19 protein-coding genes are annotated in these 16,566 nt (G+C 43.9%); 4 read left to right on the top strand and 15 right to left on the bottom strand.

Going from position 1 to position 16,566, the window contains the following annotated elements; all coding sequences use genetic code 11:
- Window positions 1–238 precede the first annotated feature (238 nt).
- Window positions 239–946: an MBL fold metallo-hydrolase gene (locus GZ22_RS10150; protein WP_038562049.1), complete on the top strand. Its 708-nt coding sequence runs from the start codon at window positions 239–241 to the stop codon at window positions 944–946.
- Window positions 939–1,469 carry a TetR/AcrR family transcriptional regulator gene (locus GZ22_RS10155; protein ID WP_038562052.1) on the top strand — a complete coding sequence of 177 codons (531 nt, stop codon included), beginning with the start codon at window positions 939–941 and terminating at the stop codon, window positions 1,467–1,469. The genes GZ22_RS10150 and GZ22_RS10155 overlap by 8 nt, the downstream gene beginning before the upstream one ends.
- A gap of 36 nt (window positions 1,470–1,505) precedes the next feature.
- Here GZ22_RS10155 and sdhB read toward each other — a convergent pair whose 3' ends face one another.
- From sdhB to GZ22_RS10170, 3 genes are read right to left on the bottom strand one after another with little or no spacing between them, the layout of a single operon-like run.
- Window positions 1,506–2,282: a succinate dehydrogenase iron-sulfur subunit gene (gene sdhB / locus GZ22_RS10160; protein WP_038562055.1), complete on the bottom strand. Its 777-nt coding sequence runs from the start codon at window positions 2,280–2,282 to the stop codon at window positions 1,506–1,508.
- A complete protein-coding gene (gene sdhA / locus GZ22_RS10165; protein ID WP_038562058.1) occupies window positions 2,282–4,051 on the bottom strand; it encodes a succinate dehydrogenase flavoprotein subunit in 1,770 nt (589 codons plus the stop codon). Before sdhA ends, sdhB begins: the two co-directional genes overlap by 1 nt.
- 32 nt (window positions 4,052–4,083) lie before the next feature.
- Window positions 4,084–4,704 (bottom strand): succinate dehydrogenase cytochrome b558 subunit, encoded by a 621-nt coding sequence (locus tag GZ22_RS10170; protein WP_038562061.1) that lies wholly within the window; start codon window positions 4,702–4,704, stop codon window positions 4,084–4,086.
- A gap of 318 nt (window positions 4,705–5,022) precedes the next feature.
- Here GZ22_RS10170 and GZ22_RS10175 point away from each other — a divergent pair, with 318 nt between their 5' ends.
- Window positions 5,023–5,466: a YslB family protein gene (locus tag GZ22_RS10175; RefSeq protein ID WP_038562064.1), complete on the top strand. Its 444-nt coding sequence runs from the start codon at window positions 5,023–5,025 to the stop codon at window positions 5,464–5,466.
- Between the two features lie 63 nt (window positions 5,467–5,529).
- On the opposite strand, the gene GZ22_RS10180 is transcribed toward GZ22_RS10175, so the two are convergent.
- The 11 genes from GZ22_RS10180 to zapA form a co-directional block, all read right to left on the bottom strand.
- Window positions 5,530–5,823 carry a hypothetical protein gene (locus GZ22_RS10180; protein WP_038562067.1) on the bottom strand — a complete coding sequence of 98 codons (294 nt, stop codon included), beginning with the start codon at window positions 5,821–5,823 and terminating at the stop codon, window positions 5,530–5,532.
- A gap of 59 nt (window positions 5,824–5,882) precedes the next feature.
- The gene (locus GZ22_RS10185) at window positions 5,883–6,152 is read right to left on the bottom strand and encodes a YesK family protein (protein ID WP_123921903.1); all 270 of its coding nucleotides are present in this window, start codon (window positions 6,150–6,152) and stop codon (window positions 5,883–5,885) included.
- Window positions 6,153–6,346: 194 nt separating this feature from the next.
- Window positions 6,347–6,793 (bottom strand): YxiJ family protein, encoded by a 447-nt coding sequence (locus GZ22_RS10190; RefSeq protein WP_038562073.1) that lies wholly within the window; start codon window positions 6,791–6,793, stop codon window positions 6,347–6,349.
- A gap of 66 nt (window positions 6,794–6,859) precedes the next feature.
- Window positions 6,860–7,282 (bottom strand): GNAT family N-acetyltransferase, encoded by a 423-nt coding sequence (locus tag GZ22_RS10195; protein WP_038562076.1) that lies wholly within the window; start codon window positions 7,280–7,282, stop codon window positions 6,860–6,862.
- Window positions 7,283–7,419: 137 nt separating this feature from the next.
- Window positions 7,420–9,234: an excinuclease ABC subunit UvrC gene (gene uvrC / locus GZ22_RS10200; protein WP_038562079.1), complete on the bottom strand. Its 1,815-nt coding sequence runs from the start codon at window positions 9,232–9,234 to the stop codon at window positions 7,420–7,422.
- 79 nt (window positions 9,235–9,313) lie between these two features.
- The gene (trxA, locus tag GZ22_RS10205; protein ID WP_038562082.1) at window positions 9,314–9,628 is read right to left on the bottom strand and encodes a thioredoxin; all 315 of its coding nucleotides are present in this window, start codon (window positions 9,626–9,628) and stop codon (window positions 9,314–9,316) included.
- 99 nt (window positions 9,629–9,727) lie between these two features.
- Window positions 9,728–10,132 carry a DUF350 domain-containing protein gene (locus tag GZ22_RS10210; RefSeq protein WP_038562084.1) on the bottom strand — a complete coding sequence of 135 codons (405 nt, stop codon included), beginning with the start codon at window positions 10,130–10,132 and terminating at the stop codon, window positions 9,728–9,730.
- A gap of 20 nt (window positions 10,133–10,152) precedes the next feature.
- A complete protein-coding gene (locus tag GZ22_RS10215; RefSeq protein WP_038562087.1) occupies window positions 10,153–12,495 on the bottom strand; it encodes an endonuclease MutS2 in 2,343 nt (780 codons plus the stop codon).
- A gap of 24 nt (window positions 12,496–12,519) precedes the next feature.
- On the bottom strand, window positions 12,520–14,235 hold the full coding sequence (polX, locus tag GZ22_RS10220) for a DNA polymerase/3'-5' exonuclease PolX (RefSeq protein ID WP_038562089.1): 1,716 nt from the start codon (window positions 14,233–14,235) through the stop codon (window positions 12,520–12,522).
- A gap of 64 nt (window positions 14,236–14,299) precedes the next feature.
- Window positions 14,300–14,866, bottom strand: a complete 567-nt coding sequence (locus tag GZ22_RS10225; protein ID WP_038562091.1) for a CvpA family protein — start codon at window positions 14,864–14,866, stop codon at window positions 14,300–14,302.
- Window positions 14,859–15,134, bottom strand: coding sequence for a cell division protein ZapA (gene zapA / locus GZ22_RS10230; RefSeq protein ID WP_038562093.1), 276 nt, complete (start codon window positions 15,132–15,134; stop codon window positions 14,859–14,861). The genes GZ22_RS10225 and zapA overlap by 8 nt, the downstream gene beginning before the upstream one ends.
- Window positions 15,135–15,251: 117 nt before the next feature.
- Between zapA and rnhC the strand changes: the two genes are divergently transcribed.
- Window positions 15,252–16,229 (top strand): ribonuclease HIII, encoded by a 978-nt coding sequence (gene rnhC, locus GZ22_RS10235; protein ID WP_038562096.1) that lies wholly within the window; start codon window positions 15,252–15,254, stop codon window positions 16,227–16,229.
- Here rnhC and GZ22_RS10240 read toward each other — a convergent pair.
- A complete protein-coding gene (locus tag GZ22_RS10240) occupies window positions 16,226–16,531 on the bottom strand; it encodes an HNH endonuclease (RefSeq protein ID WP_038562098.1) in 306 nt (101 codons plus the stop codon). The two genes, rnhC and GZ22_RS10240, sit on opposite strands and share 4 nt — an antisense overlap.
- Between the last annotated feature and the right edge of the window lie 35 nt (window positions 16,532–16,566).

Here is a 16,566-nt window from a genome sequence, read left to right on the forward strand (position 1 = left end):
AAGAAACAAGCAAAACTTAGCAGCAAAGCTAAACAGAATCGTTTCCAGCTAACTGTCCGCATGATAATCAGCCTCTCTTCTTTGGTAAATTCCTTTTTTAAGTGTACATAATATGGTAAACATTTGAAATAAAAAAAGAAAAGACCGATTATCGACCTACGATGGAAAATAAATCCTTGTAAAACTAATATCATTAGTTTATAGTCTAACTAATACCATTAGTTTGGAGTGTGATTATATGCGTATACAAAAACAAAACAATCTATATCAACTAACTTTTATGCCACGACTATTTCCGGTGAACTGTTATCTGATTGAAGAAAATGACGGATTAACATTGGTGGATGCAGCTCTAGCTTCCTCAACATCTTCTATTCTTTCAGCAGCCCGTACAATCGGTAAACCGATAACTAAAATCGTTTTAACACATGCCCATTCAGATCATATTGGAGCTTTAGACAGCTTAAAAAATGCTTTACCTAATGCAGAGGTCATGTTATCACAGATGGAATCGGATATACTTCAAAACGGAACGAAAATGGAAGCTGGCCATCCTATCAAGGGTGGTTATCCAAAAAATATCAAGACTAAGCCAGATAGGTTCTTGAGCGAAGGTGATTTTGTCGGATCACTTGAAGTAATCTCAGCGCCTGGGCACTCTCCAGGTATGCTGGCATTATTCGACCATCGAGATGGTGCACTTCTTGTCGGAGACGCGTTTCAGCTACGAGGTGGCATAGCTGTATCCGGTGATTTAAGATGGCAGTTTCCATTCCCAGCCTGGGCCACGTGGAGTAAAGAAATCTCGATTCAATCGGCTAAAAAACTAGCAGACTTAAAGCCTAAGACCTTAGCTGTCGGACATGGAGATCTGCTTCATGAACCGTTGTTGCCTATGAAGCAAGCTATTCTGCGTGCTGAAAAAGGAGCCAAAAAACATGCCTAGAATGCAGCTTTCGAAAGCAATGATTATCGACACCGCACTTTCATTAGCGGAACAGCAAGGATACGAAGCAGTCACGATGGCGAATATTGCACGCTCCCTAACAATTAAGCCGCCCTCCTTGTATAACCATTTTAAAAACTTAGACGAAATCAAGTATGCAATGGCAGAAGCTGCTCAAAAACAACTGTATGAAGCTCTGAAGGACACAGAAAAGGATGCACAGCCGCTATTGTCATTAGCAAAGGCATATGTGCATTTTGGTTCTTCTCATCCTGGCCTGTATGCCTCCTCCCTCCCTGGCGGAACCGGGAAAGTTAGTGAAAAGCTTGTAAAGCTTATAGCAGATGGTTTAACAGCATTTTCATTAGATGAAACAGAAAAGATTCATGCAATTCGCGGATTCCGCAGTATGCTGCACGGATTCATTGATTTAAATAAGCACGCAGGATTTAAACTTGATGTTAATTTGGAGAAATCACTGGAGCAGATGGTTGGAATCTATGTACGGGGGTTACAGACATAAGCAAAGCCACCAGATAATGATCTGGTGGCTTCTATTTTAGTAGTTCGTGTCACTTCCAAAGAAGTTCTTGAACGACTGGATATTCGTTGCACGGTTCAACTCGGCGATGGACGTTGTCAATGGAATACCTTTCGGGCAGACCTGGACGCAGTTCTGTGAGTTACCGCAGCTGCCGATGCCGCCTTCACCCATCAATGCTTCCAGGCGTTCCGCTTTATTCATTGCACCAGTTGGATGCGAGTTGAACAAACGTACTTGGGAAATCGGAGCTGGGCCAATGAAGTCAGATTTATCGTTTACATTCGGGCATGCTTCCAAGCACACGCCGCAAGTCATGCATTTGGAAAGCTCATATGCCCATTGTCTTTTCTTCTCTGGCATACGTGGACCAGGTCCGAGATCATACGTACCATCAATCGGCACCCAAGCTTTGACTTTTTTCAAGCTGTCGAACATTTGGGAACGGTCCACTGCCAAGTCACGGATAATCGGGAACGTGGCCATCGGCTCAAGGCGGATTGGCTGCTCCAGTTTATCGATAAGTGCTGCACAAGACTGCCTTGGTGTACCGTTAATAACCATGGAACATGCTCCGCAGACTTCTTCCAGACAGTTCATATCCCAATAGATTGGTGTCGTTTCCTTACCTTCCGCATTCACCGGGTTTCTCCGGATCTCCATCAAAGCAGAGATGACGTTCATATTCTCCCGGTATGGTACATGGAAGGTTTCTTCATAAGGGGCGCTACTCGGATCATTTTGACGCGTCACAATGATTGTAATCGTCTCTTGCTTCGTTTTCGTCGCTTCCATTATGCTTTTGCCTCCTTCGCTTTCGCGGCGCTATAGTCACGTTTTCTCGGCTTGATATAGGAAGTGTCGACTTCTTCGTAGTAGATATCTGGTGAGTTTGTTGTTTCATCATATCTAGCCATAGTAGTCTTAAGGAATTCTGCATCGTTCCGCTCTGGGAACTCTGGTTTGTAATGGGCGCCGCGGCTTTCATTCCGCATGTAAGCGCCTATTGTCATTACACGAGCCAAATGCAGCATGTTCTTCAGCTGGCGTGTGAACATGACGCCTTGGTTGCTCCAAAGCGATGTATCATGAATGTTGATATGGTTCCAGCGTTCTTGCAGCTCTTGCAATTTGTCATCCGTTTTAAGCAATTTGCTGTTTTCACGAACCACTGTCACGTTATCTGTCATCCACTCACCTAGCTCACGATGCAGCTTGTACGCATTTTCTTTTCCGTCCATCTTAATCATCTTATCGAAGTTTGCTTGCTCTTTTGCAAGTGCATCATCGAATAGTTTGCTGGAAATATCATCAGCATGCTTATCCAGTCCGTCTATATATTTGATTGCATTCGGGCCGGCAACCATTCCGCCGTAAATTGCTGACAGAAGGGAGTTCGCACCAAGACGGTTTGCACCATGCTGGGAGTAATCGCATTCCCCAGCTGCAAAGATTCCTGGAATATTTGTCATCTGATCATCACTGATCCAAAGACCGCCCATAGAGTAATGAACTGCCGGGAAGATTTTCATTGGAACCTTACGCGGATCGTCACCTGCGAATTTTTCATAAATCTCAATGATACCGCCCAGTTTGACATCCAATTCTTTTGGATCCTTATGAGACAAATCAAGGTAAACCATGTTTTCGCCATTGATGCCGAGCTTCTGGTTCACACACACATCAAAGATTTCACGAGTTGCAATATCACGTGGCACCAAGTTTCCGTATGCCGGATATTTTTCTTCAAGGAAGTACCAAGGCTCTCCATCTTTATACGTCCAGACACGGCCGCCTTCTCCGCGTGCTGATTCACTCATGAGACGGAGTTTATCGTCACCAGGTATGGCAGTAGGATGAATCTGAATGAACTCTCCATTCGCATAAATTGCACCTTGCTCATACAAAGCTCCAGCAGCAGAACCTGTGTTGATGATCGAGTTCGTCGATTTTCCGAAGATGATACCAGGACCGCCTGTCGCCATGATGACAGCATCTGCCCGCAACGCGCGCAATTCATGGGATTGGATGTTCTGTGTCAGGATACCGCGTCCGACACCTTCTTCATCAATGATGGCATGCACGAATTCCCAGCCCTCATATTTTGTGACCAGACCTGCAGTCTCATAGCGCCGCACTTGCTCATCAAGAGCATAAAGCAGCTGCTGACCAGTCGTTGCACCGGCATACGCTGTCCGGTGATATTGCGTACCCCCAAAACGTCGGAAATCAAGCAGTCCTTCTGGTGTACGGTTAAACATGACACCCATCCGGTCGAGCATATGGATGATACTTGGTGCTGCATCACACATTCCTTTTACGGGTCCTTGATTGGCTAGGAAGTCCCCTCCATAAACCGTATCATCGAAATGCTCCCAGGTGGAGTCTCCTTCACCCTTCGTATTTACCGCGCCGTTAATGCCTCCCTGTGCACAAACGGAGTGGGAACGTTTTACCGGAACAATGGATAACAAATCTACATGAACGCCGGCTTCTGCTGCTTTGATGGTTGCCATCAAGCCTGCAAGACCCCCGCCGACAACAACTATATTTCGTTTACTCATATCTTTAAGTCCCCTCTCTTAAAGCCGCTTTCTTATACACCCATGCCGAATGCAAGCAGTGAGCGTACCCCCAAATACGTTACGCCAAGGAACACAAGCAGCGTCGCATATGTCGCGATTCGCTGGGAACGCGGAGATACTGTGATTCCCCAAGTAACCAGGAAGCTCCATAGTCCGTTCGCGAAGTGGAACGTTGTGGAAATGACGCCAATCAAGTAGAACCAGAAGAAAAATGGCTGAGTCAGAATGGCTTCCATAAAGTCAAAATCGATTGTTTCCTGCGTGAAGATTGTAATAACGCGAGTTTGATAGACATGCCATGCGATGAAAATCAGTGTCACGATACCAGTGATCCGCTGCAGCAGAAACATCAGGTTCCGGAAGTATCCATATCTTCTTGTATTGTTCTTACCTGTCAGTACGATGTACACACCGAGAATGGCATGATACAAGATCGGTATGTAGATGACGACCCATTCAAGCACAAAGCGGAATGGAAGATTGTGCATGAAACCAGCAGCAGTATTGAAGCTGCCGCTTCCGTACGCAGCAAAGTGGTTAATGACCAAATGCTGAATAAGGAAGATTCCAATTGGAAGCACTCCTAACAACGAATGAAGCCTGCGGTAGAAAAACTCTCGATTCTCGTTCATACGTACCCCCTCAATAGCTCTCTGAATTAACAGAATGATTGCGTTTTCATATTCGATTAAAAATAAAACCGAATGAAAACCGAATCCGTTATTAACAATATTATTGTATAACTATCAAATTTAGGCGTCAAGAAAACGCTTTAAAAAATTTACTAATCTCTTTTTTTATTTTATATAATTCTTACGATTCACGACGAATTTTGTCAGTTTCATAAACATTGTCAATTCAGCCAAAAGACATTGGCAGTTTACCCGGTTTTCATGGTAAAGTGAGTAAAGATACTTTGTAATTGCAACAAGCTGGAAAGGAAGACATGCATGCAAAAGAAAATGCAAGAATTCGACAAGGATTATATGGAACAGCTCATCACTCATGGAGCCGGCCATGATATATTGCGTTTTGTCAGTTTACCAGACTTATTAGGTGAGAATGCTTCCTCCATCCTTTACGTGATGGGTAAAAAACTGGCACGGAAAGTAAACCCAACATCCATGGAACAAGTTGAAGACTTTTTCATCCAGATGGGCTGGGGCAACCTGAGCCTTATCAAACAGAAACGACATGAAATGACATTTGAACTCTCTGGGGCACCAGTCGTACATAGATGGAATGTCGGAGTCGGACAAGAATACCGAATGGAAGCAGGCTTCCTAGCTGCAAGCATCGAGCAGATCAAGGAGCTCGCTTGTGAATGCGTGGACGAAAACGTACCGAAAAAGGAACATGTACAGTTTAATGTTTATTTTGCTAAGGAAGATTAATGGATTCAAAATATCATAGAAGAAATGACGTGTGGATTTCACACGTCATTTTTTAATTTCATCTTAAAAAATACCTGTTACAACAGTAATGGGGCATAATGTAAGACCCATTACTAAAGTAGATAAGATAAGAGTTATCCTCACTTCTTTATCAGGCGCAAAGAAGGAAAAAATAAAACTAATCAGTGTGCCAAATACTACAGTATTAATAACAAAGCCTTCTAAGAAGTTCAGTTGTTTCCATAATTCGGGGGTGAACTTGATAAGCAGCAAATTAAGTGTACCGAGTGTTAAAGACAATAATGCACACAAGGTGCTTATAGTAGCAGGACCTTTGAAAAATTTCTTGTAACTCATTAGCCACACTCACTTCCATCCGCTTTGAACCAAATCTGCATTGCTTTGCGCTAGCAATGTTATCCCTTCTTACTTTGATATCGATTAACCATTATGCTGACCGCTGGCAGGATAGTGAACGCCATAGTCCCAAGTCCGATAATGGAGATACTTATGCCATTCCAAGCCCCCACTAATAATCCTGCCGCTATGATTAAGATACCAAAACAAATACTAGGTATTACTAAAGGAATATGATATTTGGTTTGCTTATTAAATACACATGCTATAGCACAAACTATAGCTCCTACAGCTACACCTAAAAAAAGTAAGCCATAAAACCCCATCATTTCACTCCTTGTGATTTTCCAAGTTATAAACTCAAATCAAACTAACCTTCCATGTCTACAGTATTCTATGTTCCTTTATGAAGTCAGAAAACAATTAACCCGACTCAACATTTAGTGAACTTTGGGAATATCTAGACAATCTTTATTGGTCCGATTCTTTTAGTATAGAAAACGTCAAATTGCCATATCGAGGATTACTTATTCAAGTACTTCTGTCCAGATGCCCATTTATAATAAAAGAACAACACATAAAAACGAGCACGCTCATATTCCCTGAACTCACGATCGAACTCAAGATATTCTTTTGATAAAACCTCATTCTGACTACCCCACTCTGGATGTTGTAAAAAGAAATTGAGACTGCACCAATAAATCAATCTCTTTTCAGGAAGCTCACTTCTTCTCAGATGATACACGGCTCCTGCGATTTCCATCCAATGTGTATTCCAATCAGCTAAATCCAATTCATCTGTCATTGAGTGATCCGCTATCATGCGCCGCAGATCTGTATAAGGAAACAGCTCCATCAAACGAAGTGCTAACAATTCGCCTGTCGTTTTTATCCATCGTTCCTTCACAACAGCCTGTACAAGCTGGCGATGGTATGATACGCGCATAGCAATATATTTTCCTTCTCTCATTTATCTCCTCTTTTTCATTAGGTCTAATATTATTTGAACCAGATTACACTGTTATCTATGTAATTATTAAACATGAGTAATAACTTTGAACATCCCTGTCATATTAGGGGAATAATCTTTAAAATCATATCTTTCATAGAATGCTTCTTTTCCTTTTGAAGCAAATAATCCTATAAATGCTTTATCCGGTGCATTTTCTTGAAGGTATGTCATTAAAGCACTCATAATGTTTTCACCAATGCCTTTTCCTTGGTGTTCAGGATGAACAACTATGTCCTGAATATAGAAATAAACAGCACCATCCCCTACAACCCTACCCATTCCGATGATATTGTGATTTTCTTTAACAATTACAGAGAATACGGAATTACGGATAGAAGTCTCTGCAACGTCAAAATTCATGAAATTCTCCCATCCCACACTTGAACACAAATATATGTATTCATTTAAAGTAGGTAATGCATTAAGTAATACTTCATAGTTACTCATACTATTTCACCTCTCTTAGAGATTGAATCAATCGAACTTCATTGGGAATTTATGTTAATTAGAGTATAACATAGATCATGAAAATTAAAACATCAGCTATGTTCTTTAAATTAGTACTCAAAAAAACCAGGCCTGTCTTAGGCCTGGTCTCCTTCTTCCTGTTCTTCAGTAACTTCTTCAGGATTATTCAAATGGTTCAAAATAACTTGTGCTGTTGGTGCCGGGATTCCTAGCTTGGCAATTTCTTCAACGCTTGCTTCTTGAATAGCTGTCACTGATTTAAAGTGACGCATGAGCAATCTTCTGCGTTTCTCGCCAACACCCGGAATATCGTCCAGCTTCGATTTAATTGCGCTCTTACCGCGCAGTTGGCGGTGGAAGCTGATTGCGAATCGGTGTACTTCGTCTTGAATACGCTGCACCAAATAGAAATCTTGAGCATTCCGTTCAAAATCGACAACTTGTGGCGGTGTCCCGTACAGCAATTCACTTGTACGGTGCTTATCATCCTTAGCAAGGCCGCAAACTGGTATATCAAGCCCCAATTCGTCTTCCAGTACTTCGATTGCTGCGCTCATCTGCCCTTTTGCACCGTCAATGACAATTAGGTCAGGCAGCGGCAAATTGTCCTGCAGCACCCGTTTATAACGCCTGCGAATGACTTCTCGCATCGTATCGTAATCATCGGGGCCTTTTACATCACGTATCTTGTACTTTCGATACTCCTTCTTATCCGGACGGCCATCGGTAAAGACAATCATTGCAGATACCGGATCACTACCTTGGATGTTGGAGTTATCGAATGCCTCAATACGGTGCGGTGTTGCTATATTGAGCTTCTCTCCAAGCGATTCGACCGCCTTTATTGTCCGGTCCTCATCACGCTCTATAAGTGAGAATTTTTCTTTAATGGCTATCTTTGCATTCTTTCCAGCAAGCTCTACAAGCTCTTTCTTTCGGCCGCGGTATGGAATGGCTACATCCGTTTCCAAAAGCTGCTGTAATCCCTCTACGTTTGTACCAATCGGAACGAGCACTTGCTTTGGCAGCAAATGGTTTTGGTGCAGATAGAAACGTCCGACAAATGTAAGGAATGTTTCCTCTGGTTCATCGAAGAATGGGAACATACTCACATCACGTTCGATCAATTTACCTTGGCGGATGAAGAATACTTGTACACACATCCAGCCTTTGTCATAGGCAAAGCCGAATACATCTCGGTCTGTTTGATCCGTCAATGTCATCTTCTGCTGCTCCATGACAGATTCAATATGCTGAATTTGGTCACGCAGCTCCTTCGCACGCTCAAAATCGAGTTCTTCAGAAGCTTCTTGCATCTTCTGACGTAAGTCCTTCTTGATCTGATGGTGTCCGCCGTTTAGGAATGTCGTGATATTCTGTACGATATTCCGGTTCGTCTCCTGAGAAACAGGATAGACACAAGGACCAAGACATTGGTGCATGTGGTAATACAAGCAGACACGGTCTGGCATCGTATTACATTTGCGCAGCGGGTACAGTCTATCCAGCAGCTTCTTTGTCTCCCGGGCTGCGATTACGTTCGGATATGGTCCGAAGTACTTGCCTTTATCTTTTTTCACTTTTCGTGTCACCAGCAAACGCGGCTGTTCTTCTGCTGTAATTTTCAAATATGGATATGTCTTATCATCCTTCAAGAGGATATTATATTTTGGATCATATTTTTTGATTAAATTCATTTCAAGGATGAGTGCTTCAATTTCGGAGGAGGTAACAATATATTCGAAATCCACGATTTCCGCGACGAGCCGCTGTGTCTTGCGGTCATGCGCACCGGTGAAATAGGACCTGACCCGGTTGCGGAGGAGCTTGGACTTTCCAACATAAATGACCGTCCCATTTTTATCCTTCATCAAATAACAGCCAGGCTGCGGCGGCAGAACAGCGAGTTTATCAGTTATCGTCTTGTTCATGCGCTTTCCCCTTTTTCTAGTGCTTTACATAAAGGAACCCTTGCTACAAGAATGTAACAAGGGATCTCATGTCTAATGCTTACGCGTGTTTGTTAACAAGCTCAACAAGAGCTTCTTTTGGCTGGTAGCCAATTACTTGATCTACAACTTCGCCATCTTTGAAAAGAAGCAATGTTGGGATGCTCATTACGCCGAATTTACCAGCAGTAGCTTGGTTCTCATCTACGTCAAGTTTTACGATTTTAACTTTATCGCTCATTTCGCCGTCGATTTCTTCCAATACTGGCGCGATCATTTTACAAGGTCCGCACCAAGTTGCCCAAAAGTCAGCAAGGACAAGTCCTTGGCTTGTTTCTGTATTAAAGTTTGAATCAGTAGCATTTACAATTGCCATAATAAATTCCTCCTAAATAAAAGCTTTCATCGAGTATAGCACTGCTGAAGTCCGTAACGCTACTAGTTTGCTTAGAAGCGTTCATTCCTAAACATTGCGCTAAATACTTGCTCCTATAACATAAGATAATCCCACTGAAATAACAAGCGAAATAAATCCGACCGCCCGGTTATCATTAGCGATCTCCGTATCGATTTTGTACGTCGGCGTAAGGAATTCGAAAATAAAATAGCCGATTAGCAGCATAACAAAACCAATGGAGCTCCACATGATGCTCTGGAGAATACCATCATTATGTTCATAGGAGAAGCGAAGCACGTTCGCTATTCCAAACATCTTACCGCCTGTTGCCATCGCAACAGACAAATTTCCCCGGCGGATTTCTTCCCAGTTCTTATAGGAAGTCACCAGCTCAAAAATAGCCATAAACACGATGATACTCAGTACCGCTACGCTATAGCGTGCGGCTGTCAGGACAATCGTATTTTCCCAAAATGACTCCATAACCCCGTACTCCCCGCTGTTTACTGAAATTCAAGCACGGTTACACCGGTTCCGCCTTCATTCATGCCGCCAGAACGATAATTTTTCACTGCACGGTGGCGTTTGGCTAATTCCTGCACGCCTGTACGCAGGGCACCTGTTCCTTTACCGTGGATGATCGATACGTGCGGATATCCAGCCAGCAGCGCATCATCCACATATTTCTCAACGCGGCGCAGTGCATCCTCGTAGCGTTCTCCGCGTAAATCCAGTTCCGTGCTCACATGATAGGCGGAGCCTTTGACTGTTGCAACCGGCTTTTCTTTTAATACGTCCTGTCTCTTTACGAACTCGATGTCTTTTCGTTTCGCTTTTATTTTCATAATTCCAATTTGAAGCATATATTCTTTGTCACTGACCTTCTCGACAACTGTTCCTTTTTGTCCCAAAGTTAAAAGAAGCACTTCGTCTCCAGGCATGAGCTGTTTGTTTTCCTTCGTTTGCGGTGCCGCCTTAGCACCTTTTTTCGCAAGCTCTGGTGAAGCACCTTCCAGTCGTTTACGGGCGTCGATAATTTCATGCTCTTTGACACTGGCTTGATTTTTCATTGTTCGAAGAGAAGCAACAATTTCTTCTGCTTCTTCCCTGGCCTGCTCAACAGCCTTGGCAGCCTTTTCTTCTGCCTTTTGATACAAACGCTCACGCTTGCTATCAAATTCCTGCCACTGCTTCTCTAAATCACGTTTCAGTGTCTCAGCTTCTTCAAGCTGTGCTCGGGCTGATTCATAATCATGCTCTGCTTCTCTGCGGGAAGTTTCAAGAGATGCAATCATGTTTTCAACACTCTTCGAATCAGTTCCGATTAATTCCTTGGCACTATCAATGATGGATTCCTTCAAGCCGAGACGCCTGGAAATCTCAAATGCGTTACTGCGGCCCGGTACACCGATCAACAAACGATATGTTGGTCTTAGTGTTTCCACGTCAAACTCCACGCTCGCATTCACGACGCGGTCGCGGTTATAGCCGTATGCCTTCAGCTCAGGATAGTGCGTCGTCGCAACAACAGTTGCACCGCGTTTAATCGTTTCATCGAGTATGCTCATTGCCAGTGCCGCACCCTCCTGAGGATCTGTTCCGGCACCAAGTTCATCAAATAGTACAAGCGATTCATGATCAACTTGCTTCAAAATATCTACGATGTTAACCATGTGTGAGCTAAATGTACTCAAGCTCTGTTCAATGGATTGTTCATCACCGATGTCGGCGAACACTTCCGTGAAGACTGCCATCTCACCGCCATCAAGCGCCGGCACTTGAAGACCTGACTGAGCCATAAGCGTAAACAAACCAATTGTCTTGATTGTAACGGTTTTACCACCGGTATTCGGACCAGTGATGACTATAGTAGAGTAATCTTCTCCAAGATCGATATCATTTGCTACAACCTGCTCAGGATCAATCAGCGGATGTCTTGCCTGTTTCAAATGAATAATACCTTTGTCATTCATTTTCGGCATAGAGCAGTGCATAACTGCACCTAGTTTGGCACGTGCTGAAATGAAATCAATCTGACCAAGAATCTCGATATTCGCCAGTAAAACTGCTTCATCTTCCGCAACTCGCATACTGATTTCCTTCAGGATACGTTCAACTTCCGCTTTTTCTTGTGCTCTTGCTTCCTGCAGCTGGTTGTTTAAATCTACAACAGCCTGCGGTTCCATAAATAAAGTCTGTCCAGAGGAAGACTGATCATGGACGATACCGCCGATTGCCCCGCGGTATTCTTGTTTTACTGGAAGCACATAGCGTTCATTTCGAATTGTTATGATGGAATCTGAAAGCATCTTGCTTTTAGACCTGGTATAAGATTCAAGCTTTTCCCGTACCCGGCTTTCGTTTGTGCGGATGCGGGAACGGATGCCGCGGAGTCGTTCTGAAGCTCCATCCATCACTCGGCCATGATCATCTATTGCATTCTTGATATGACGCTCCAAATCACTCAATGATACAAGTTGATCAACAAGACTGCGGATGATCGGCATCTCTGGTTCTTCCAGCTCTTCGATGAAATGCTTCAAGTTTTTTCCGCCGTAAATGGTGCTTGCAATATCTAGGCATTCATTGGCGTTTAAGATACCACCGATAACTGCACGCTTGACGCTAGCATGAATGTCATAGATGCCACCTAGCGGTATACCACCGCGAAGACGAATGACAGAAGCTGCTTCATCTGTTTCTGCCTGGAGCTGTTCCACTTCCGCAAGCTCCGTCGCTGGCTGTATTTTCATCACTCTTTTTTTTCCAAGTGAAGATGCTGCTTGTTCACTTAGCTTCTGTATGATTTTATCGAATTCCAGTACGCGGAATATTCGTTTATTCATGTTTTCCCCCCACTTTTTAAGCTGTTAGCTGCGCTGAAAAAGCTCCATTAATTGTTGCTTAGAATATGTGTTGATGACCGTCTCTGGTTTTAACCAGCCTTTACGTGCCATCGCTACACCGACTTCCATGAATGATAGCGTTGCATAACTATGCGCATCGGTATTAACAGCAATCTTCACTCCAAGCTCCTGGGCCTTCTTCAAATATGTCCATGACAGATCCAATCGGTTAGGGTTGGCGTTCAGCTCAATCACCGTACCTGTCTCGGCTGCTTTTTCAAGGAGCCAGTCAGGATCGGCCGCATAGCCGGCTCTCCTTCCGATAAGTCGGCCGGTTGGATGAGCGATCACATTGACGTTCGGATGCTCGAGTGCAGCAGTCAAACGTTCTTTGATTTGATCAGCTGATTGCGAGAAGCTGGAGTGAATTGCACCAATGACGTAATCCATCTCTTGCAAGAAGTCATCGTCAAAATCCAAACGAGCATCTGGCAGGATATCCATTTCAACACCAGCGAATATATGAAAGTCTGGGTACAACGCATTAATACGCTCTATTTCTTCCCGTTGTTTGCGCAGTCGTTTCTCATCTAGTCCATTAGCTACTTTAAGATATTTAGAGTGATCGGTGATTGCTATATAAGAGTAGCCAAGCTCTATTGCCTGTTTGGCCATCTGCTCGATCGACTGGGCACCATCACTCCAAGTTGAGTGCATATGCAAATCGCCTTGGATATCTGATAGCTGTACGAGCGGCATTTGATGCTTGAAGCTCTCTAGTTCACCTTGCGCTTCTCTAACTTCAGGCGGAATAAAAGACAAACCAAAGTGTCCGAAAAATTCTTTTTCAGATTTGAAGGTTATTAATTCCCCTGTTTCTACATTTTCAACACCGTATTCACTAATGCGCTCACCACGTTTTTTCGCCAGCTGACGCAAAGCCACATTATGGTCTGCAGAACCAGTAAAATGGTGGAGCGTTGTTGCAAATGCTGCTGGTTCGATCAATCGGAAGTCTACGTTGATGTCATAACCTTCTTCTAACGTAACAGATACTTTCGTGTCGCCCTTAGCGATAACTTCTTTTAGATTGTCGATTGTTAGCAGCTGCTCTTGGACAGTTTTAGGATCATTGGTTGCAATGATGAAATCCAAATCCTTCACTGTTTCCTGCATCCGACGCAAACTGCCTGCACGAGCGTACTGTTCGATTCCTTCTAATGATTCCAGGAAGGACTCGATTCTTTCCGCCAGTGGCAGCATCATTGCGATAGGAATACGCTCTGGTCTGGATCCAACATTTGCAAGTCCATCGAGAATCTTTTCAGCAGATTTCTTACCAAACCCGCTCAACGATGCGACTTTACCTGATTCGACTGCTTCTTTCAAGCTAGCCGCATCTATAACACCAAGCTCCTGATATAGTTTGGCCAGCTTTTTTCCGCCAAGACCAGGCAAATCAAGTAACGGCACCAGTCCTTCTGGTACTTCCTCCTGCAGCTGACGTAATGTATCAGACTGTTCGTCTTTGATGTATTCCTCGATAACCGCCGCCGTTCCCTTACCGATCCCATTCAGCTTCGTAAAGTCCTCAATTTCATCTATGGATTGGTCATTTGCTTCCAGTGCCGCTGCAGCTTTCCGGTACGCGGACACTTTGAATGTATTTTCCCCTTTTAGCTCAAGATAAATTGCAATTGTCTCAAGCAGTTTGACTACGTCCTTTTTATTGATACTCATACCTCTCATCCTTTCAAAACAAGGTAGAAAACCCTTGCGCACGATGCCGCAAGGGTTAAGCATTTCATCCCATCAATTCTGTGGGTAATTTATTTGCAACATGATTCAGCCATAGATCCTTGATCTCACCTGAAATATATGGTGTATGTTCCACGATCCATGCTGCGAGTATTGACCTGTCCAGCGCTTCTTGCACCGGTGTGATCGGCAGCAATACCGATAGATACAATATCACGAATACAAGCAGATAAATTTCAACAAAGCCAAGAACGCCGCCAAGTAACTTATTCACTGAGCGCAAAATCGGCAAGTCTGCTATAAAATCAAGCATGGATCCGATGATATGCAGGATGATTTTCGTCGCAAAGAACAAAATTGCGAACGCGATTGCATTGTAGAAAACCTGATCGAGCGGTACTGCTCCAAATATATCAGACCAAGCACTATCAGAAGATATATCAGGATACGGAATCCAAAGTTCAAGCTTCGGTGCAAGCTGATCATAATATATAGCTGCAACAATGAATGATACGACAAAGCTTGCTAAATGGAACAGCTGCATGATGAAGCCGCGCTTTAGGCCGACAAATACGCCGAACAGGAGCATGGCGATAATAAGTAAATCAATCATTATCCTTTCTAGCCTCTTTCCTTGTAATAGAGCCTAGCAATTGTGCGTACTCTTCTTTCAGTTTTAAATAATCGTTAGTTGTATTCACAGCCGTCAATACGGCCAGTTTCGCGGTATCAAGATTCGGATTCGCTTGATGGATCTCCGACATCTTCTGGTCGACAAGGCTTGCCACCATTCGCATGCGATGAGCTGGCTCTTGTCCGACAATTGTATAGGACCGGTTATGTATCTCAACCGTAACACGTGTTTTATCAGATTGGGACACGTTATCTCCCCTCACTTCTCTTATAATACTAGTCTTTATAGTAACATGAAGGTGTCGATTTAGGAAACTATTCTGTATAGACGTGCGGCATGCTATACTAATTGTCAGATTGGAGAGATGAACGTGGGACAAATCGTTTTGCAATTGCCGTTGGACACAATCCAGCAGATGAAAGCAACATACAGCCGAGCTGAGAAACCTGCCCCTCCGGGAGCAATTTTTTCAGCGAAGACACCAGGCTGTTCCATCACCGCATATAAATCCGGAAAGGTACTTTTCCAAGGGAAAGCGCCGGAATCAGAGGCTGGCAAATGGGGAACTGCACCTGCTGGACCGAAACCGGGTATCAAAGATCACAAACATCCTGCTCCTAAAGGACCCGCAGGCTTGAAACCAAGTGTTAATGATCACAGATATGCACCTAATCCAGCTTTGTTTACTTCTTCCCATATCGGCTCGGATGAAGCTGGCACTGGTGATTTCTTCGGCCCGATTACGGTGGCGAGTGTATATGTAGATCAAAGCCAGTTCGCTCTTTTGAAAGAACTCGGTGTCAAAGACTCTAAGCTTTTGAAGGATGATGCAATCCAACGTATTGCCAAGGATCTTATGCACGTGGAGCTTCCTTATTCCCTGCTTGTGATGCGTAACGAAAGATACAATCAGCTCCAGCAGCGCGGCTGGTCCCAAGGAAAGATGAAAACGATGCTGCATCATCATGCCATCCAGAAGCTGCTGGCCAAGATTGCCCCGACCAAGCCGGATGGAATCTTAATTGACCAGTTCCAGCTGCCATCAACGTATATCAAGCACCTTGCAACAGAAGGTGAGAAGCTTCAGCAAAATGTAAGCTTTATGACAAAGGCGGAGAGCCATTCACTTGCAGTTGCTGCTGCATCGATCATTTCCAGGGCAAGCTTTGTTAAGGAGATGGATAAACTATCTAAGCAAGCAGGTTTCACGATTCCAAAAGGAGCAAGCGCTGCTGTCGATCAAGCAGCTGGTCGCCTTATCCGTACACACGGACGCCAAGCACTACCTGTGTTTACGAAGATGCATTTCGCTAATAGTGCAAAAGCGGAGAAGTTTGTTTAACGTCTGTATCCGCGGCGGCTGTTTGATTTTCTTGTCCGCACAAGCCTGCCCGCAGGCTGTTTGCGGATCCATTTGATATATTTAGACAGCTTTTCATCCGCCCGCAAGGCTTCGATACTAGGCAACCTTGCAGCAAGCTCCTCATTTGTATATAAAGCATGAATTTGCTTATGGCATGATATACATATCATCGCTGTATCCAGAAATGTGCCGCCCATTTCCTTCGGGATTAGATGATGCTCTGTCAAGGTGACCTCGTCCCTGCCACAGAGCTCGCATCTACCTGTTTGCTGTCTCGCCATCTTTTATCTCCTCGCTTATTACCAGTATAGACAGG

The organism is Terribacillus saccharophilus (genome assembly GCF_000725365.1).
Taxonomy (GTDB): domain Bacteria; phylum Bacillota; class Bacilli; order Bacillales; family Amphibacillaceae; genus Terribacillus; species Terribacillus saccharophilus.